This is a genomic window from Pseudomonas sp. Irchel s3h14 (assembly GCF_900187425.1).
Taxonomy (GTDB): Bacteria; Pseudomonadota; Gammaproteobacteria; order Pseudomonadales; family Pseudomonadaceae; genus Aquipseudomonas.
This window is the reverse complement of sequence record NZ_FYDJ01000001.1, coordinates 480,006-499,758: the sequence shown is the minus strand read 5'-3', so window position 1 is coordinate 499,758 and position 19,753 is coordinate 480,006. Positions and strand designations below refer to the sequence as shown.

Annotated in this window: 17 protein-coding genes; 7 read left to right on the top strand and 10 right to left on the bottom strand. The window is 60.2% G+C overall.

The window, feature by feature from the left end; genetic code table 11:
• Positions 1-101 precede the first annotated feature (101 nt).
• The 4 genes from CKW16_RS02390 (at position 102) to ilvD (ending at position 5,453) form a co-directional block, all read left to right on the top strand.
• Positions 102-1,181 (top strand): SagB family peptide dehydrogenase, encoded by a 1,080-nt coding sequence (locus CKW16_RS02390; RefSeq protein ID WP_095127060.1) that lies wholly within the window; start codon positions 102-104, stop codon positions 1,179-1,181.
• Positions 1,178-2,155 (top strand): diiron oxygenase, encoded by a 978-nt coding sequence (locus CKW16_RS02385; RefSeq protein ID WP_095127059.1) that lies wholly within the window; start codon positions 1,178-1,180, stop codon positions 2,153-2,155. The genes CKW16_RS02390 and CKW16_RS02385 overlap by 4 nt, the downstream gene beginning before the upstream one ends.
• Complete coding sequence (locus tag CKW16_RS02380; protein WP_095127058.1) at positions 2,148-3,353, top strand: multidrug effflux MFS transporter; 1,206 nt, start codon at positions 2,148-2,150, stop codon at positions 3,351-3,353. Before CKW16_RS02385 ends, CKW16_RS02380 begins: the two co-directional genes overlap by 8 nt.
• Before the next feature lie 258 nt (positions 3,354-3,611).
• Complete coding sequence (ilvD, locus tag CKW16_RS02375) at positions 3,612-5,453, top strand: dihydroxy-acid dehydratase (RefSeq protein WP_008150549.1); 1,842 nt, start codon at positions 3,612-3,614, stop codon at positions 5,451-5,453.
• Between the two features lie 207 nt (positions 5,454-5,660).
• Here the strand turns inward: ilvD and CKW16_RS02370 are convergent, their stop codons facing one another.
• Complete coding sequence (locus CKW16_RS02370) at positions 5,661-6,716, bottom strand: phosphorylcholine phosphatase (RefSeq protein ID WP_095127057.1); 1,056 nt, start codon at positions 6,714-6,716, stop codon at positions 5,661-5,663.
• A 256-nt stretch (positions 6,717-6,972) separates the two neighbouring features.
• Between CKW16_RS02370 and CKW16_RS02365 the strand changes: the two genes are divergently transcribed.
• On the top strand, positions 6,973-8,364 hold the full coding sequence (locus CKW16_RS02365) for an L-cystine transporter (protein WP_095127056.1): 1,392 nt from the start codon (positions 6,973-6,975) through the stop codon (positions 8,362-8,364).
• A gap of 115 nt (positions 8,365-8,479) precedes the next feature.
• On the opposite strand, the gene CKW16_RS02360 is transcribed toward CKW16_RS02365, so the two are convergent.
• On the bottom strand, positions 8,480-8,992 hold the full coding sequence (locus tag CKW16_RS02360) for a dihydrofolate reductase (RefSeq protein ID WP_095127055.1): 513 nt from the start codon (positions 8,990-8,992) through the stop codon (positions 8,480-8,482).
• An 85-nt stretch (positions 8,993-9,077) separates the two neighbouring features.
• Here CKW16_RS02360 and CKW16_RS02355 point away from each other — a divergent pair, with 85 nt between their 5' ends.
• Positions 9,078-10,457, top strand: a complete 1,380-nt coding sequence (locus tag CKW16_RS02355; RefSeq protein ID WP_095127054.1) for a DUF2868 domain-containing protein — start codon at positions 9,078-9,080, stop codon at positions 10,455-10,457.
• On the top strand, positions 10,450-11,826 hold the full coding sequence (locus CKW16_RS02350; RefSeq protein ID WP_095127053.1) for a GTPase/DUF3482 domain-containing protein: 1,377 nt from the start codon (positions 10,450-10,452) through the stop codon (positions 11,824-11,826). The genes CKW16_RS02355 and CKW16_RS02350 overlap by 8 nt, the downstream gene beginning before the upstream one ends.
• 33 nt (positions 11,827-11,859) lie before the next feature.
• On the opposite strand, the gene CKW16_RS02345 is transcribed toward CKW16_RS02350, so the two are convergent.
• The 8 genes from CKW16_RS02345 to CKW16_RS02310 form a co-directional block, all read right to left on the bottom strand.
• The gene (locus CKW16_RS02345; protein ID WP_095127052.1) at positions 11,860-12,300 is read right to left on the bottom strand and encodes a hypothetical protein; all 441 of its coding nucleotides are present in this window, start codon (positions 12,298-12,300) and stop codon (positions 11,860-11,862) included.
• Positions 12,291-12,824, bottom strand: a complete 534-nt coding sequence (locus CKW16_RS02340) for a hypothetical protein (protein WP_095127051.1) — start codon at positions 12,822-12,824, stop codon at positions 12,291-12,293. Before CKW16_RS02340 ends, CKW16_RS02345 begins: the two co-directional genes overlap by 10 nt.
• 95 nt (positions 12,825-12,919) lie before the next feature.
• Positions 12,920-13,519, bottom strand: a complete 600-nt coding sequence (locus CKW16_RS02335) for a phosphonate degradation HD-domain oxygenase (RefSeq protein WP_095127050.1) — start codon at positions 13,517-13,519, stop codon at positions 12,920-12,922.
• Positions 13,519-14,652 (bottom strand): TIGR03364 family FAD-dependent oxidoreductase, encoded by a 1,134-nt coding sequence (locus CKW16_RS02330; protein WP_095127049.1) that lies wholly within the window; start codon positions 14,650-14,652, stop codon positions 13,519-13,521. Before CKW16_RS02330 ends, CKW16_RS02335 begins: the two co-directional genes overlap by 1 nt.
• A 134-nt stretch (positions 14,653-14,786) precedes the next feature.
• Positions 14,787-15,812: a putative 2-aminoethylphosphonate ABC transporter substrate-binding protein gene (locus tag CKW16_RS02325; RefSeq protein ID WP_095127048.1), complete on the bottom strand. Its 1,026-nt coding sequence runs from the start codon at positions 15,810-15,812 to the stop codon at positions 14,787-14,789.
• 51 nt (positions 15,813-15,863) lie between these two features.
• Complete coding sequence (locus CKW16_RS02320; protein WP_095127047.1) at positions 15,864-17,588, bottom strand: putative 2-aminoethylphosphonate ABC transporter permease subunit; 1,725 nt, start codon at positions 17,586-17,588, stop codon at positions 15,864-15,866.
• Positions 17,588-18,664: a putative 2-aminoethylphosphonate ABC transporter ATP-binding protein gene (locus tag CKW16_RS02315; protein WP_095127046.1), complete on the bottom strand. Its 1,077-nt coding sequence runs from the start codon at positions 18,662-18,664 to the stop codon at positions 17,588-17,590. The genes CKW16_RS02320 and CKW16_RS02315 overlap by 1 nt, the downstream gene beginning before the upstream one ends.
• A 224-nt stretch (positions 18,665-18,888) precedes the next feature.
• On the bottom strand, positions 18,889-19,752 hold the full coding sequence (locus CKW16_RS02310) for a LysR family transcriptional regulator (RefSeq protein ID WP_095127045.1): 864 nt from the start codon (positions 19,750-19,752) through the stop codon (positions 18,889-18,891).
• Position 19,753 lies beyond the last annotated feature (1 nt).

The following is a 19,753-nucleotide window of genomic DNA, read 5'->3' as shown; positions in this document are numbered from 1 at the left end:
GCTTTTCTGGTTGCGCCAAAAGTCCGCTAAGTAAATGAAACGCTGGGGAGTGCCGGCTACCCAGCGTTTTCTATGGCAAAGACCAGAGTGAATCGCCAACCATGCAGATAAATCCTTATATATTTATACTTCCTCGTTCGCCCGACCAAATAGTCTGGGATTACAAGAACCACAAACAGTTCGAATTGAACCTTGAATATTCAATTCGTCTCGCACACCTTATCGACGACCCTGAAAAATTTGATGACAACAACATAATAGACACGCAACTACTGAACGCAGGAATACTCACATCTTCAATACAAGCCCCCCTTGAATGGGGCTGGGATGAACTGTCGAAGATATTTCATATCGGCACCAAGAACATTCCTTGTGAATATGTCCCCCAGGATATTAATGAATGGTCGAGACACTATCTGGACCATTGCGCTGTAGTACTGGCCACTCCTGCCCCGGAGATCAGCCTCACAGAACGCCCGACAAGCGAGCGGATTGCCCTGCCCCAACCTTCCTGTCTGCCGCAAAGCGCACTTGCAAAGACGTTGATCGACCGAAAGACCTGTCGCTCCTTCACGGGTGAAGGGGTTTCTCTCGACGATGTGGGCACTCTTTTGTATTTGTCCCTTGGCTATCTACGTGAGCGCGACAACGACATAGACGAAACCATCGCGGAAGGTCTTGGCGCCCGGCGCAGCAGTCCATCCGGTGGCGGGCTGAATGCCTGCGAAGGTTTTCTGCATGTTCAGAACGTCAGCGGCCTGAATCCCGGGCTCTACGCCTACCACCCCGACGAACATGCTTTGAGCTTCGTCAATCCGGTGCCTGACTCGCCCTTGGGCCAGTTGTTGTGTGGGCAGCATTTCATCAACAACCTGCCAGTCGGCCTGTTCATCACCGCTCGCTTCGACAAACTGTGGTGGAAATATGAACACTCGCGGGCCTACCGAATGGCTTACGTCGAGGCAGGTCATATTTCCCAGACCTTTCAACTGGTGGCCACCGCACTTGGATTAAGCACCTGGCTGACCGGTGCGTTGGCCGACGATCAGGTCGAAACGTTGCTGGGGATCGAGGACAGCGCCGAACAACCGTTGTTCTTTGTTGGCTGTGGCCAGAGTGACGGGCAAGTGATGTGCAAGGAATTGAAAGCGCTGCTGCGCAACCGAGGCTCACAACAATGACCGAGCCCTGCACAGACGACCTGTCACTGCCCAACGCCTGGGCCCAACGCTTCACACTCGGCGACTGGAATGCCCGGGCCTCGGTACGCACCAGCGAGCACACCTACCAATTGCCATCAGATCTGGAACGGCAACTGGAAACACGACACTGGTTCCCACCCGCCTTCTTGCCCTACCTGAATCACCCGGTGATCGAAGCAGCCGGCAGTGCGATCACCCATCGACTATCGGCCAACCATCTGGTGTATTTCCTCGACTACACCACCCGGCTCGAACATCGGATCGTCAACCGCTCCGTGGAAACCATCGTTCATGATGAGCTCGGTGTGTCCATCCCCCGACGGATGAAAACGGCCGCCCTCCAGCTCTATACCGATGAGGGTTATCACGCGCTGTTCTCCAATAGTCTCGCCGAGCAGATAGCCGACCTCTATGGCATGACCCAACGCCCGGTGATGCCGCACCGCATTACCCGCCTGAACGCCCTGCTTGACCACGCACCTGACAGGCATAAGGCGCTGGCCTGGTTTCTCGTCGGCTTCGTGTCCGAGACCATCATCGCCAGGGAACTGCTCGAGGTTTGCCGCAACGAACTGGTGTCCAGCGTCCAGGAAATGCTCAGGGACCACCTCACCGACGAGGCCCGACACAGTCGTTATTTTTGCGAAGTGTTCCATTATCTGTGGCTGACCCTGAACAGCAGCCAACGCACGTTCGCCGCGAAGCTGCTGGTGGACATCCTCCTGATTTTCTTTGAGGTCGATGAGCGATGGCTGAAGGAAAGCCTGAACAGCGTGGGCCTCGGGGAGAATTGCGTCGCAGAAATCCTCAGTGCCCTGACCGGCCCGCAAGCCTGCCTTCAGCGCGCCCGATCAGGTGCAGGCGCGACGCTACAGGCAATGGAAAAGGCAGGTTTTTTCGAACTGCCTTTTAACCAGCAGCTCTTCGCACAGGCAGGCCTTGTCGATGGATGAAGAAAAGTCTGCGGTCGGTGTCAAACACCGCCGCTCTGCAATCACCCTGTTAATGACCATGGTAATGCTCGGGGTCTTCCCTCTGGATGTTCTGCTGCCATCGTTCCCGGCGCTGGCCGAACACTTCCGGACCACGCCAGGTGACATCGCGTTTTCCATCAGCCTGTTTGCCATCGGGATCGCACTTTCCCAACTACTGGTCGGGCCGCTCTCGGATGTCATCGGGCGCAAAAGTTTGCTGCTGGCGGGAATGGCGGTCTCGATTGTCGGCGCGACTGGTTGCGTGCTGTCCACCGACTACGCCTGGTTCCTGATGTTCCGGGTGGTGCAGGCCATCGGCTGCGGTTGCTTCGTACTCTCGCAGGCGCTGGTCCAGGACCTGTTCGACGGCAAGGAGCGGGATCAACTACGGATTCTGATGGTCACCGTCAGCGGGATCTTCATTTCCGTCTCGCCACTGGCTGGCACCCTGTTGCAACAGGCACTGGACTGGCCCGCAAGCTTCATTGTCTTTATTGCCCTCGCCGCCGCCGTGTTCCTGAAGGCCTGCTTCTTTCTTGAAAACCGGCACACCGCCACAACCCCGCGCCGAAGCATTCTTCAGTCCTACCGGCGCGTCTGTCGCGATGCGGGTTTCCTCGGCTATTGGCTGATCGCCGCAATCGCCTTCACCTGCCACTTTTCCTTCATTGTCATGTCGCCCCTGATCTTCATGGAGCAGTTACGGCTTTCGGCCTACGAGTTTTCCCTGACACTGCTGCTGTATGGCGTGGCCTACATCATCGGCGGCATTGTCGCTCGAGTCCTCGCCGGGCGGATCGCACCCAATACACAGATCATTGTTGGTTTGAGCCTGATCTTCTTATCGGGGCTGGTAATGCTCATGCTCTCAAACGTGATGGGGCTGTCGACCCTGACGGTGCTGATCCCGATGATTGTCTGCACCGCCGGCACCACCATCGCCCGGCCGGTCGCCACCTCGAAGGCGATGGAGGTATTCCCGGACATGGCCGGTACCTCGGCGTCGGCCGGGAACACACTGGTATTTATCTTCGGTGGCCTGATCAGCGCCCTGATCAATCTGAGTGGAGCCCATCTGCAAACGACTCTCGCATTGAGTTTCCTAGCCTTGAGCACCGTCGGCGTTTCCTTCAATGCACTGATCACACGTCGGCAGCTCTCGCTGAATAGCGGGTGATTCCTGCCGGTCGTCATCCCACACGTTCCGTCAGCGCTGGATCCCCCTTTTCCGGCATTCCCTCCTGACGCCAGCCGTGTAGAATCGCGACATTCATCGCCAGTCATCCCCCGGCGGGTTTATGAGCTCAAGCTGAAGCGCGCGGCGATCCCGCAAAGTTATCGGCAACTTCCGGACACACGGCCATTTCTGAGTGTTCCAGACGTCAATAGAAGCTCACTTCCCTTTTGATACCTGATTAGCCGCCCGGAGTGCTTCATGCCTGATTACCGCTCGAAAACATCCACCCATGGCCGCAACATGGCCGGCGCCCGCGCACTGTGGCGCGCAACGGGGATGAAAGATGACGACTTCAAAAAGCCGATCATCGCCATTTCCAACTCCTTCACCCAGTTCGTACCAGGCCACGTCCACCTCAAGGACCTGGGCCAACTGGTCGCCCGCGAAATCGAACGCGCCGGCGGTGTAGCCAAAGAATTCAACACCATCGCCGTGGATGACGGCATCGCCATGGGCCACGACGGCATGCTGTATTCGCTGCCGAGCCGCGAGATCATCGCCGACTCCGTCGAGTACATGGTCAACGCCCACTGCGCCGACGCCATCGTCTGCATCTCCAACTGCGACAAGATCACCCCAGGCATGCTGATGGCTGCCCTGCGCCTGAACATCCCGGTGATCTTCGTTTCCGGCGGCCCGATGGAAGCCGGCAAGACCAAACTGGCCAGCCACGGTCTCGACCTCGTCGACGCCATGGTGATCGCCGCCGACTCCAGCGCTTCTGACGAGAAAGTCGCTGAGTACGAGCGTAGCGCCTGCCCGACGTGCGGTTCGTGCTCCGGCATGTTCACCGCCAACTCGATGAACTGCCTGGTTGAAGCCCTGGGTCTGGCATTGCCGGGCAACGGTTCGACCCTCGCCACCCACAGCGACCGCGAACAGCTGTTCCTGCAGGCCGGCCGCACCATCGTCGAGCTGTGCAAGCGTTACTACGGCGACAACGATGAGTCGGTATTGCCGCGCAACATCGCCAACTTCAAGGCGTTCGAAAACGCCATGACGCTGGACATCGCCATGGGCGGTTCCACCAACACCATCCTGCACTTGCTGGCCGCGGCCCAGGAAGCCGAGATCGATTTCGACCTGCGCGACATCGACCGTCTCTCCCGTCACGTGCCGCAACTGTGCAAAGTTGCGCCGAACATCCAGAAGTACCACATGGAAGACGTGCACCGCGCTGGCGGGATCTTCAGCATCCTCGGCTCGCTGGCCCGTGGCGGCCTGCTGCACACCGACCTGCCGACCGTGCACAGCAAGACCCTGGCTGAAGGCATCGCCAAGTGGGACATCACCCAGACTGACGACGAAGCGGTGCATCACTTCTTCAAGGCCGGTCCGGCGGGCATCCCGACACAAACCGCGTTCAGCCAGTCGACCCGTTGGGAAACCCTGGACGACGACCGTGAAAACGGCTGCATCCGCAGTGTCGAACACGCTTACTCGAAAGAAGGCGGCCTGGCCGTTCTCTACGGCAACATCGCGCTGGATGGCTGCGTAGTGAAAACCGCTGGCGTCGACGAGTCGATCCACGTCTTCGAAGGCAACGCGAAGATCTTCGAAAGCCAGGACAGCGCCGTACGCGGCATCCTTGCGGATGAAGTGAAGGCTGGCGACATCGTGATCATCCGTTACGAAGGCCCGAAAGGCGGCCCGGGCATGCAGGAAATGCTGTACCCGACGTCGTACCTGAAATCCAAAGGCCTGGGCAAAGCTTGCGCCCTGCTCACCGATGGCCGCTTCTCCGGCGGCACCTCGGGCCTGTCCATCGGCCACGCATCCCCGGAAGCGGCGGCGGGTGGCGCGATTGGTCTGGTGCAGGATGGCGACAAAGTGCTGATCGACATTCCGAACCGCTCGATCAACCTGTTGATCAGCGACGAAGAAATGGCCGGCCGTCGTGCCGAGCAGGATCAGAAAGGCTGGAAGCCTGTGGAAAAACGTCCACGCAAGGTGACCACCGCACTGAAGGCCTACGCCCTGTTGGCGACCAGCGCCGACAAGGGTGCCGTGCGTAACAAGGCAATGCTCGACGGGCTGTGATGCTTAACCGTTGAACAAAAAAATGCCCCGCCAAGTGCGGGGCATTTTTTTGACCAGCTCGGTCAAGTGTGGGAGCGGCGGTGCGACGATTCGAATTGCTCGCGAAGAGGGAGTGTCAGTCGACACCAATTTTTCCTGACAGACCGCTTTCGCGAGCAAGCCCGCTCCCACATTGGATCTATGTTGCCTGCAGGATCGGGCTATCTATTACTGGATTTCTTCTGGCTTCACGATCACCCAGTTCTTGTCCGCCGTGACCTGCAACCCTTCCTTGGCCTGAGCTGCGGCGTGCTTGGCCATCATCCCGTTAATCTGGGTCATGTATTTGTCTTTGCGGTTGACCCACAAGTGGATGCCGCCCTTGGCCACGTCGACATCGTGGAACAGCATGTAACCGTCGCTGGTCGGCGTATCGCCGCCAACCAATACCGGTTTTTTCCACTCGTCGATGTAAGTCAGGATCGCCGCGTGCTTGCCGGCCATCCAGGTCGCCGGAGTCCACAGGTACGGGGTCAGTTCGAGGCCGAGGTTAGCCTTCTCGTCATACTTGCCCGCAGTGATCTGCTTGCGCGCCGTGGTCAGCTCGCCGGTCTTCGGGTCCTTGAGCAACAAGCTCACCCCGATCACGTTCTGCGGTTTGACGTTGTAGCCGTACTTCGGATCGGCAGCGACCATCCGCACCAGTTCTTCGGAGGCGGCGGTCATCACGTAGACCTCGATGCCGTTCTCCATCAGCTTGTTGTAGAGCTCTTTCTGGCCGGTGAAGATTTTCGGCGGGTTGACGTCGAGTTTCTTGACCACGTCGCCTTCGTAATACGTCGCCGGCACCGGTTTACCGGAAGCCATCAGCTCATCGACGTAGCCTTTGAGTTCCTGGAGGGTGAAGCCGGAGAACACTTGCGCGACCCATGGATAGCAGACCATGTCGTCGAGTTCGCAGAGGCGATAGTAGTAGCTGAACAGGCTTTCCTTGTGGTCGGCGGTGTCTTTGAACGGCATCAGTTTCAGGGAGGGGTCGAGTTTCTCGCGGGTGATCAGGCCCTTGTTTTCCATGAACGGCAGCAACGACTCTTCGAGATCGTAGCGGTAACTGGTGTTGTCCATGTCGAACACCGCGTAGTTACCTTTGTTGGCGTTGGCGGCAATCATTGCGTCCAGCGCCTTGGCCTGTTCGGCTGGCCAATGCTTCAAATCCGTAGCGAATACCTGGCCGGCGAGGCCCAGGCAGAGTGCAGCGACCAGAAATTTCGGTGCGAGCTTCATCGGCATGCTTCCTTGTTAAAAGACCCTGAATGTGAAAGACATCGACGCTAACAAATAAGTGTGACGGTCCTCGTCTGTCAGCGACCGCTACCGTACCTATTGCGCCAGTTGCATCCCCGTCAGCGACACTCGCTTATTCCAAAAACGACAGTACTCAGACGTTTTTGATATTAATTCATTAAATATCAAGCTGTTAGGCTTGCCGGTTCGCGGCTGCCCCGGAAGGTAGCCGGCACAAGTCTTTATCGGAGTTCCAATGAATCTGCCGCTGATCCTCAATCTGCTGGTGTTCCTCGCCCTGCTCTTTGGCCTGGCGCAAACCCGTCACACCACGTGGAGCCTGGCGAAAAAAGTCCTGCTCGCGTTGGTGCTGGGCGTGGTCTTCGGTGTGGCTCTGCACACCGTTTACGGTGCCGGCAACCCGGTACTGAAAGCCTCGATCGGCTGGTTCGATCTGGTAGGCAACGGTTACGTGCAGTTGCTGCAAATGATCGTGATCCCGCTGGTGTTCGCCTCGATCCTCAGTGCCGTGGCCCGTCTGCATAACGCCTCGTCGCTGGGCAAGATCAGCTTCCTGACCGTCGGCACGCTGTTGTTCACCACCGCCATCGCGGCGCTGATCGGTATCGGTTTGACCAACCTGTTTGGTCTGACCGCCGAAGGCCTGGTGGCTGGCACTCAGGAAATGGCGCGTCTGCAAACCATCCAGACCGACTACGCGGGCAAGGTTGCCGACCTGAATGTGCCGCAGCTGTTGCTGTCGTTCCTTCCGCAAAACCCGTTCGCCGACCTCGCTCGCGCGAAGCCGACCTCGATCATCAGCGTGGTGATTTTTGCTGCATTCCTTGGCGTCGCGGCGCTGCAACTGCTGAAAGATGACGTCGAAAAAGGTCAGAAAGTGATCAACGCCATCGACACCCTGCAAGCCTGGGTGATGCGTCTGGTGCGTCTGGTGATGAAGCTGACTCCGTACGGCGTATTGGCGCTGATGACCAAAGTGGTCGCCGGCTCCAACCTGCAAGACATCATCAAACTCGGCAGTTTCGTGGTGGTTTCCTACATCGGGCTGGGTCTGATGTTTGTGGTCCATGGCCTGCTGGTGTCGGCGGCCGGGATCAATCCGCTGCGTTTCTTCCGCAAGATCTGGCCGGTGCTGACGTTTGCTTTCACCAGCCGCTCCAGCGCCGCGACCATTCCGCTGAGCATCGAAGCCCAGACCAGCCGTTTGGGTATTCCGCAGTCCATCGCCAGTTTCGCCGCCTCGTTCGGCGCGACCATTGGCCAGAACGGGTGTGCCGGTCTGTACCCGGCGATGTTGGCGGTGATGGTTGCACCAACCGTGGGCATCAACCCGCTGGACCCGCTGTGGATCGCGACGCTGGTGGCGATTGTGACGCTGAGTTCGGCCGGTGTGGCCGGCGTGGGCGGTGGCGCGACGTTTGCCGCGTTGATCGTGTTGCCGGCGATGGGCTTGCCGGTGTCACTGGTGGCGTTGCTGATTTCGGTTGAACCGTTGATTGATATGGGCCGTACGGCGTTGAACGTCAGCGGTTCGATAACGGCCGGTGCGATCACCAGCCAGATCATGCAGCAGACCGATAAAGAACTGCTGGATGCGGATGAGCATTCGGAGTTGGCTCACGCTTAATCGTCATTAGATAGACCGCCATCGCGGGCAAGCCTTGCTCCTACAGGATTTATGTCAGTCTCGAAAATTGCGTACGACACAAATCCTGTAGGAGCAAGGCTTGCCCGCGATGCTTTTAGGCCTTTTCCCACACCTCAAAGTTGTATGCCGGCTTATCGCCTTCCGCTGGATTCGGAACATTCGACACCAGTTTCCACTGCCCCAAATCAAACTCCGGAAACCACGCATCCCCTTCCGGGCTCAGCGCCACGCGCGTCAAATACAACCGATCAGCCTGAGCCAGCCCTTGCGCATACAACTGCGCCCCACCAATCAGCATCAACTCATCGACGCCCTGTTCCCGAGCCCACTCTTCAGCGCGAACCACTGCAGCCTCCAGCGACGGATAAACCTCCGCGCCTTCGAGCTGCAGATCCACCTGACGACTGACCACGATGTTCAACCGGCCCGGTAACGGGCGACCGAGGGAATCCCAGGTCTTGCGACCCATGATGATCGGCTTGCCCAGGGTGGTGGCCTTGAAGTATTTGAAGTCCCCCGGCAAGTGCCAGGGCATGCTGTTGTCGACGCCGATCACACGGTTTTCACCGAGGGCTGCGATCAGGCTGAGGGAGAGAGATTTAGTCATGCCGGCGAGGATACCAGAGCCTCCCGTACCCCGATAAGCGCCACAGCGGTTATGCTCACCGTTCAATTGAGCGACGGGATGCCGCGTGACTGAACTGACTCCACTGCAAAACCTCTGGCTGACCGAGACGGTGCGCCTGCGTGAAGAACACGCCGGCCCCCTGGATGATCTGGAAGCCAACCGACTGGCCCGCAGCGCGGGCGGTGATCTGCCGACGCGTATTCAACGCCGCGCCCTGTGGCTGGCCGAGCGCGATGGACTGACCAGTGCCCTCAAACATTGGCTGCAAGGTGCGCGGCTGGCGCTGTTGGTGCTGGCTGTTCTCGCCGTCGCCAGCGGCGCCGGCCTGGCGTTTGCCGCGTTGGGCGACGGACAAACTCCGGTGAATGTGTTCTGGGCCTTGGGCAGTTTGCTTGGGCTGAACCTGATTCTATTGCTGAGCTGGGCATTGGGCCTGGCCTTCGCTGGCGAACACGGCACCACCCTCGGACGCTTGTGGTTATGGCTCAGCGAAAAACTCGCTCGCGATGCCAAAGCCGCGCAACTGGCCCCGGCCCTGCTGCTATTGCTGCAACGACAGAAACTCAATCGCTGGGCGGTCGGCGTACTGGTCAACGGTTTGTGGTTGCTGGCGATGCTCAGCGCGCTGGTGATGCTGTTGATGCTGATGGCGACCCGGCGTTATGGCTTCGTCTGGGAAACCACGCTCCTCGGCGGCGACACCTTCGTCGCCATGACCCAGGCCCTCGGCGCCCTGCCAGCCATGCTGGGTTTCAACGTACCGACCGTGGAGATGATCCGCGCCAGTGGCGATGCCGCACTGAACATCGAAAGCGCCCGTCAGGCCTGGGCTACATGGCTGGTCGGTGTGTTGGTGGTCTACGGTGTTTTGCCGCGACTGTTGCTGGCGCTGTTTTGCCTGTGGCGCTGGAAAACCGGCCAAGCGACATTACATCTGGATTTGAACCTGCCCGATTATGCCCAACTGCGCGAACGGCTGATGCCGACCAGTGAACGCCTGGGCATCAGCGACGCTGCACCAGAGCAATTGCATCGTATTGAAAGCGGCGTCAACGACCTGCCAAGCGATGGCGCGCTGTTGGTGGCCATCGAGCTGGACGATCAACGCCCCTGGCCGCCGCCACTGCCGAAAACCGTGGGCAACGCCGGGATTCTCGACAGTCGCGAATCGCGGCACAAACTCCTCGAACAGCTGAGCCGTTTCCCCCCGGCCCGATTGGCCATCGCTTGCGATCCGCGGCGTTCGCCGGACCGCGGCAGTCTGGCACTGATCGCCGAACTGGCGCGCAACGCCAGCGCCACCCGCATCTGGCTGCTGCAAGCTCCGCCGGGCGAAGCGCTGGACGCCGAAAGGCTGGGTGACTGGCACGTGGCGCTGCAACAGCTGGAGCTGCCGTTCGCCGATTGCGCGCCATTGAACTGGCTGGAGAGCGGCCATGACTAATCCATGGAAAGCGCCCTTGAAGCTGGCAGTGGTCGGCCACACCAACGTCGGCAAAACCTCATTGCTGCGCACCCTGACCCGCGATGTCGGTTTCGGCGAAGTCTCCCATCGCCCCAGCACCACACGACACGTCGAAGGCGCGCGGTTGTCGGTGGACGGCGAGCCTTTGCTCGACCTCTACGACACCCCCGGCCTGGAAGACGCGATCGCCCTGCTCGACTACCTCGAACGTCTGGAACGACCGGGTGAACGCCTCGACGGTCCCGCACGTCTGGCGCGATTTCTTGAGGGCAGCGAAGCCCGGCAGCGTTTCGAACAGGAGGCCAAGGTGCTGCGGCAACTGCTGACCTGCGACGCCGGTCTCTACGTGATCGACGCCCGGGAACCGGTGCTGGCCAAGTACCGCGACGAACTGGAAGTGTTGGCCAGCTGCGGCAAACCGCTGTTGCCGGTGCTGAACTTTGTCAGCAGCGCCAACCACCGCGAGCCGGACTGGCGTGAAGCGCTGGCGCGGTTGGGCCTGCACGCACTGGTGCGTTTCGACAGCGTCGCGCCGCCGGAAGATGGCGAACGTCGACTGTATGAAAGCCTCGCGCTGCTGCTGGAAAACGCCCGCCCGCAACTGGAACGCTTGATCGCCGATCAGCAGGCCCAACGCCAGGCCCGGCAACAGAGTGCGGCGCGGCTGATTGCAGAATTATTGATCGACTGTGCCGCGTGCCGGCGCAGCGTGGTCAGCGAAGCCGAGCAAGAACAGCAAGCCATCAACGAACTGCGCAAAGCGGTTCGACAGCGGGAACAACGCTGCGTCGAAGCGCTGCTCAAGCTCTATGCCTTCCGCCCACAGGACGCGGCGGCCAGTGACCTGCCTCTGCTCGATGGCCGCTGGGGCGATGACTTGTTCAACCCGGAAACCCTGAAACAGCTCGGCGTGCGAGTCGGTGGCGGTATCGCGGCCGGCGCGGCAGCCGGGGCCGGGGTCGATTTATTGGTGGGCGGGCTGACCCTTGGCGCAGCGGCACTCGCCGGCGCAATTGCCGGCGGCGCCCTGCAAACCGCGCGCAGTTATGGCAGCCGCTTGCTGGGCAAGATCAAAGGCCAGCGAGAGCTGACCGTCGATGACAGCGTGCTGCGGCTATTGGCATTGCGTCAGCGGCAACTGCTGCAAGCGCTCAATGCGCGTGGGCATGCGGCGATGGACAGCATTCAGGTCGCCACACCCCAGGACAAATCCTGGCGCGAAGGCAAACTGCCCGAGGCACTGAACAAGGCTCGGGCGCATCCGCAGTGGTCGTCGCTTAACCCGCATCCGAAGTTGAATCAGGCGGAAAGGCAGGAACAAATCGAAGTGCTGGCGCAGCAGCTCTGAACCTGATCGTTCCTACGCTCTGCGTGGGAACGATCAAAAGCCGAGCTTCAAAAATTCTCGCACCAGCGACGCGACTCGTCGCCGATCCGTGCGATCAGCACGCCCGTCGTTGTCCACATCCGAACTCAATATCACCTCCAACCCACCATCGTTATCCAGATCGTGGGCCGCAGCCTTATAGGTAATAAGCGATCCCTCGTGAAAATGCAGCCGTACCGTTTCCGGGCTGCCATCAGCGGAACGATTCTGCGAGAAGATTCGCAGGTGCCGCTCCTCACTTTCGCCTGCGTTGAACCAGGCGCATTTCAAATAGGTTTTACCAAAAATCTTGAGCCGGCGAAGATCAGCGTCCGCTGCCACGCGCTGCAAGTGATCATGCTCAAAAAACTGATATAGCACAGTGTCCGCATGCCCCTGGCCAGTCGAGTTCTGGGCGATAACCTTCAAGTAGCGCGCTGGAGCGATCACTTCCATTTGAACTTGAGGTAGGTACCACTCAGTAATGACACCAGCCCCTGATCCACAGCGTCGGTATCGCCATCGTTGTCCACATCGAAGTGGATCACCCAGTCCAGTGTGCCGTTGTTATCCGTGTCGTAGGCCGCTGCGGTATAGGCCAGTGTCCTGTCGGTCGTTTTGCCGGTGCCTTCGTGAAAGTGCAAACGCACGGTATCCGGGCTGCCATCCCCGGCGAAGTCTTCAACGAACATTTTCAGATAACGTTTCGTGGAGGCACCGGGATTGAACCAGTTGAGTTTCAGACACGCATTGGCGAAGGTCTTCAGCAATCGCTGATCAGTATTGTTTTCCGCACCGTTGTTAGTGACATCGCCCATTTTGTAATCGACGTTGCCATCAGCGTCGAAATCCAGTGCAAAGGCCTTGTTGAGCAGGATGTCGCCGCCGGGGGTACAGGCTGTCTCATAGAACTGCAGTAACACAGAGTCTGCCCGGCCGTTGCCGATTCGATCCTGAACGGTGACTTTCAAATAGCGCATGAGCATTCCTTGGCAATTAAAGAAGCTCAAACACTAGCGCCTCCACCGCGTTGCGCGCCATGGCGCCAAATCGCCGCGAGGCGTAGGGAGTTTCGCTAAACATTGCCCGTAGAGTGATCAGTGAACGAAGGGCATTCCCCCTGGACCAGTAGCGCCGCCGCTTTCGCCTTCAGCACCTCAAGATCAATCACCGGCATCCCCATTTCCTTGGCTTGTTCATCCCACTGGCGCATGCGCAAACTGACCCCACATAACGGATCGCGCTCGAACGCCTCAGCCTCGCCAACCGTCATCACCCCACCCTGATACGCCAGCGTGCGGCGACTGGCTTCGCTCAATCGCTCGTAGTACCCGGGCTCTTTGAGCGTCAGATAACGCTTGGCCTGAACGTGATATTCCACCAGCCGCGCCATGCGTTCGCTGAAACCAGCCCGACGCAAGTAATCGGCGCCCAAGCGCTCATGGCTGACCACGCCGAAGCCGCCCATGTTCTCGGCGCTCTCGGCGCAGATATGGCCGATATCGTGGAAGAACGCGGCCAGCACCACTTCGTCATCGAAGCCCTCGGCCATGGCCAGTTCGGCGGCCTGGGACATGTGCTCGATTTGCGACACCGGCTCGCCGATGTAATCGCTGTCACCAAAGCGCTCGTACAGACCGAACACTTCGGCGATGACTTGCTCATGGCGGTCCATCAACTGTCTCCCAATAAGGTCGCAACGTTACGTTCGGCCATCGCCGGCCCGACGCTCATGCCGACACCAGTGTGCATCAGTGCCACGCTCACACCCGGCATCGGACGCAGGAACGAGAACGGCCCCGGTCCCCGTGAACCATAGACGCCCTGCCAGCGTTCGACCACTTGCACCTTGCAACCCAACGTCTGCTCGGCCAGTTCAATCATCCAGTTGTCCACCTGCTCGGCGTTGAACGGCGACGGGTCGCGGCCGTAATGGTGGGAGTCGCCGATGATCAGTTCACCATACGGCGTTGGGCTGATCAGCAGGTGAATGCCGTTTTCATGCAGGTGCGGTTCATCTCGCAGAATCTGCGCCTGCACCGCCGCCGCTTCCGGCAGATCGGCGAAGGCGCCGTAGTGCACGCAGCTCAAACCGGTGAGCAACGCGTGTTGCAGGTTGAGGTTGATTTGCGGTCGAGCGCGGAGCATTTGCAGGCGGCAGATTTGCGGTTTGAGTTCGGCGATCGGCTCGGCCAGCAGCGTCTGATAATCATGGCCGGAACAGACGATGATCTGCTCGGCACGGAAGGATCCGGCGGTGCTGTGCAAGCGGCCGGGTTCGATGTCGCGCACCAGGGTGGAGAAGTGAAACGCGACACCGAGTTCTCGGCGCAGGTAGTCGATCAGCGCTGGAATTGCTTCGCGGGAATACAGCTGCTGATCGTCCATGCCGTGCAACGCGGCGCGGTGATGGCTGAATTGGCCGCGGTACAAATCGCGCAATGCGGCGCCGCGCAGCAGGTCGACGCGGTAACCGTGCTCCACGGCGCGACCGGCGCAGAAGGATTCCAGCAGGTGTTCTTCGGCTTCGGTGCGGGCAAACAGGTACGAGCCGTTGCGCTTGAGTTGCAAGCCGGCGAGTTGCGCCCATTGGCCCCAGATCTCGCGGCTGGCCTTGGCCAGCTCAAGCATCGGACCCGGTGGTTGGCCGGTGACCAATGCCTGACCGAAGTTGCGTACCGATGCACCTAAGGGCGTTTCGCTGCGTTCGAAAACGGTGACTTTCAGACCGCGCTTGGCGGCGGCGTAGGCGTGGGACAGGCCGAGAATGCCGGCGCCGACGATCAGCATGTCGTTGTGTTGTGTCATGGGGTTTTGTCCTGAACTCGAAGCCGCCTTCGCGGGCAAGCCTCGCTCCTACAGGGGAACGCGTATCCCTGTAGGAGCGAGCGGTGCGGCGATCCGACTTGCCCGCGAAAGGGCCCTCACAGCCGATGAAGATCTTACTTGGCAGCCACTTTCTCGGACTTGCCGTCATAGCGCTTGCGCCACTCGGTGAGGATTTCATCGCGATTCTTCGACGCCCAGGCAAAGTCGTTCTTGATCAAACGCTGCTCGTAATCCGCCGGCAATTCGGTCTGCGGCTTGGCAATACCCGGTTGCGCGAGGACGGCGAAGTTCTCTTTATAAAGCTCCATCGCCGCCGGACTGGCGGAGAAGTCAGCCAGTTTCTTCGCCGCCTCTTCGTGCGGTGTGCCCTTGATCACAGCCGTCGCTTCGATCTCCCAACCCAGGCCTTCTTTCGGCAGGATGATGTCCAGCGGTGCGCCTTGGCGCTTCAACTGAACAGCCGGGTATTCAAAGGAAATACCGATCGGGAACTCACCCGAAGCCGCCAGCTTGCACGGCTTGGAACCGGAGTGAACGTACTGGCCGATGTTCTGGTGCAGGTCGTCCATGTACTGCCAGCCCTGCTTCTCGCCGAAGGTTTGCAGCCAGGCGCTGACGTCGAGGAAACCGGTGCCGGACGAGGCCGGGTTGGGCATGACGATCTTGCCTTTGTACTCAGGCTTGGTCAGATCCTGCCAGCTCACTGGCTTACTCAGGCCCTGCTTTTCGGCTTCGACGGTGTTGAAGCAAATGGTCGCGGCCCAGACGTCCATGCCGACCCAGGCTGGCGGGTTGGCCGCGTCGCGATAGTTGCCGCCGATCTTGCCCAAGTCCTTCGGCGCGTAGCTTTGCAGCATGCCTTGCTGATCGAGGATCGCCAGGCTTGAAGCCGCCAGGCCCCACACCGCGTCAGCCTGCGGGCGAGCTTTTTCGGCCAGCAGTTTGGCGGTGATGATGCCGGTGGAATCGCGCACCCACTTGATCTCGACGTCCGGGTTGGCCTTTTCGAAAGCCGCTTTATAGGTCTTCAGTTGTTCGGCTTCGAGGGCGGTGTACACCGTCAACTCGGTTTTCGCCGCGAAGGCGTTCAGGCTGAAAGCGGTGAGGACAGCAGCGGCCAGGGCCATAGGCTTGAACATGATCTTTTCCTGTTTTTGAGTTGAGGGGCTTTCGGTTTTAGGAGCAGCGAATCAATGACCCGGCGCGGTCTGCCGCCAGGCCTGGGAGCGGCGCAACAAACCGCGCGAAGCCCAGGCCAGCAGCAGGGACACGCCCGCCGAGGTGAACAGAATCAGGGTCGACATCGCTGCCGCGCCGCCGACGTTGCCGGCGTCGTCCATGTTCAGCACCGCCACCGCCGCGAGGATGGTGTCGGGGCTGTAGAGGAAGATCGCCGCCGAGACGGTGGTCATGGCCGAGACGAACAGGTAGCGCACGATGTCCAGCAGCGCCGGCAGGCAGATCGGCACGGTGACGCGCAGGTAATGCCGATACAGCGGCGCCTTGAGCGACAACGCAGCGGCTTCGAACTCGGCGTCGAGTTGGCGCAGCGCGGTGGTGGCGGTCATTTGCGCGGTGGTCAAATAGTGAGCAATGGTGCAGACCACCAGCAGGGTCATGGTCCCGTAGAGCACATGCAGCGGGTTGCCGGTGAGGTTGAAGAAAAAGACGTAACCCAGGCCCAGCACCAGACCCGGCACCGCCATCGGTACGAAACTGAGCATGCGCAGTATCAGATTCAGCCCGCGCTGGCCCTTGGTTTTTTCCATCAGATAAGCGCCGGTAAAGATCAGCACGCTGCCGATCAGCGCCGTGCACAACGCCATTTTCACGCTGTTGCCGTAGGCCAGCCAGCCACCGCCCGCCGTGTCGTTGAACTGGTAATGATTGAGCGACAGCGACAGGTTGTACGGCCAGAATTTCACCAGCGACGAATACACCGCCATGCCGAACACCAGCAGCAACACCGCGCAGATCAGCAGCACGATCGCCAGGTAGCAGCCGTCCCGCAATTTCGACGGCGCCGGTTGAAAGACCTGCGCCCGACCGCTCATGGAGTCGCCGTGACGGCGACGCAGCCAGGCGTCGACACCGAAGCTGAACAGTGCTGGCAGCAGCAGGACCATGCCGATCAACGCGCCGCGACCGAACTGTTGCTGGCCGACCACGGCTTTGTAGGCTTCCAGCGCCAGCACCTGATAATCGCCACCGACCACCACTGGCACGCCGAAGTCGGTGATGGTCAGGGTGAACACCAGACAGAACGCCGCGAACACAGCCTGACGCGTTGCCGGCCAAGTGATGCTGCGAAAGGCCTTCGCCGGACTCGCGCCCATGCTGGAGGCAGCATCGAACAGTCGCGCATCCGCCAGGGACAGCGCCGACAGCAAAATCATCAAGGCGTGTGGGAAGGTGTAGATGACCTCGCCCAGAACAATCCCCCAGAAGCCGTAGATATTGTCCGAGAGCAAACCGCGCAACATGCCCTGGTTGCCGAACAGATAAACCAGCGCAATCCCCGGCAGCATCGACGGAGCCATCAGTGGCAACAGCGACATGCCGCGCCAGATGCCTTTGCCTGGAATCAATGTGCGTTGCAGGGCGTAGGCAAACAGGTAGGCCAGCGGTACGACAATCGCTGCGACGCTGAGGGACACTTTCAGGCTGTTGCCGAGCAGCCAGTGGAAATTGGCACTGGTCACCAGTTCACGGGCGGCCGCCAAACCGCCGCCCTGCCCGGCTTCCGAGCTGAAGCCGCGCCAGAAGATCGCCAGCAACGGCATCAGTACCGCAACGCCGAGCAACACCAGCAACAGGACCTTGCCGCCGACCACGAACACCCGGTCGCCGATCTCGGCACGGGAGGTCTGCCGAACCTGCTTGTGCGGTATCGGCAGCACGAGGTTCGCGCTCATCAGGCAAACACCTGCAGGCTACGTGGCGGCAAGGCGACCATGATCTGCTGGGCGCCGAGGCGTGGCATGGCTTCTGGCGCCAGTTCCGCGAGCAATGCGTGGCCGGGCAGTTGATCGAGTTCGAAGCTCATGCGGCAACGGTTGCCGAGGAAGGTGATTTCGCGAACCTTGGCCGGGAACAGATTTTCTTCGTGCACGGGCGGATTGACGTTGATCGCTTCCGGGCGGCAGAACAAACGTCCGGACGCGGTTTTGGCGCTGCCGTCGGCCAGGCGCATGTTCATACCGCCGACCTGGGCGTGGCTGTCGCTGCTGCGCTGGAATGGCAGCCAGTTGCCCTGGCCGACGAACTCCGCCACAAACGGTGTGGCCGGGCGGTCGTAGATTTCCTGCGGCGTGGCGTATTGCTCGACCTTGCCGTTGTTCATCACGGCGATGCGGTCGGCCATCAGCATGGCTTCGTCCTGATTGTGCGTGACCATCAGGGTGGTGATGCCGAGGTTGCGCTGCAGTTGGCGCAGTTCGGTGCACAGATGCTCGCGGACCCGGGCGTCGAGGGCCGACATCGGTTCGTCCAGCAGCAGCAACGAAGGCGCCGGCGCCAGGGCCCGAGCCAGTGCGACGCGCTGCTGTTGGCCGCCGGACAATTGGCCGGGGTACTTTTTCTCACTGCCGATCAGGCCGACCAGTTCCAGCATCTGACCGACACGCTTGCGCACTTCATCGCGACCACTGCCGGCGAGGCCGTAGGCGATGTTCGCTTCGACGGTGAGATTGGGGAACAGCGCGTAGGACTGAAAAAGAATGCCGTAGTCCCGAGCCTGGGGCGCCAGGTGGGAAACGTCGCGATCACCGAGGTACAACTCGCCGCTGTCCTGTTTCTCAAGACCGGCGATGCAGCGCAGCAAGGTGGTTTTGCCACAGCCCGACGGACCGAGCAAACACACCAGTTCACCGGCCGCCACGTCGAGGGAAACGTTATCCAGCGCGGTGAAGGCGCCGAAGCGTTTCTGCACGCCGCGCACTTTCATCGGGGCGCCGGGGTTGGTCAGGGCAGTTGCGATCGAGTGGTTCATGGACAGGCCTCATCAAGCAGATGAAGGCCATCCTAGATTTGTAATGCGTCCGTCATGTGGCAGTGAGGCAAAAACGGCTGATAGTGGTATTCAGGGATTTTGGTTGAAGTCATGCGGTGCCTGAACTGACGCCATCGCGGGCAAGCCTTGCTCCTACAGTTGACCGCATTCCCCTGTAGGAGCAAGGCTTGCCCGCGATGAGGCCAGAACAGGCAATAGAGATTTCAGGCCGGGGCCATTTCCTGCGCCAGGCCGAGAAACGCCGCCGGCAGCCGCGCGCCTTTTCGCTCTTTGAGGCAGTACAAATACTCGGGAATCTGCGGCGCATTCTCGATAGTCAGCACGCGCAGTTGCGGATCATGCGGCACTTCCTGCCGGGCAATGATGCTGATGCCAATGTTGCGCAACACGGCCTCACGAATCGACTCACGGCTGCCAATTTCCAACAAAGGCCCGAAACTCACCCCGGCGCTAGCCAGCAATTCCTCGGTCAGACGTCGAGTGGTCGAGCCCGTTTCGCGCATCAATAACGTATGCCCGGCCAATGCACTGAGCGGCACATGGTCGTGGACCGCCAGCGGATGATTGCGATGAACCGCCAGCACCAGCGGATCGCTGCCGAGCACCCGGCGAATCAGCCGCGCATCATCGAGCAACTGCGAAGACGCAGCGATATCGACCCGGTAATCCTCCAGCGCTTCAAGTACCTGCTGGGAGTTGCCGATCTCCACTGACACTTCCACCTGCGGCAAGCGTTCGCGAAAGGTCTTCACCAGATCGAGGATGTAGTAAGGCGCCGTGGCCGCAATGCGCAGCGTGCCCTGGACCTGACCGCTGTTACGCAGGAAAAACTCGATGTCGGCTTCCTGCTGCAACAGCGCCTTGACCATCGGCAGCAACCGCGCGCCTTCATCGCTGACACTGAGGCGGCGGCCGCCACGGTAGAACAGCTCAACCGAGTACTGACTTTCCAGATTGCGAATCTGCGTGGTCACCGTGGGTTGGCTCAGGCCGAGTTTTTTCGCCGCCAGGGTAATGCTGCCCAGGCGGGCAACCATGTAAAACGCCTTCAGCTCGGCACTCAGCACA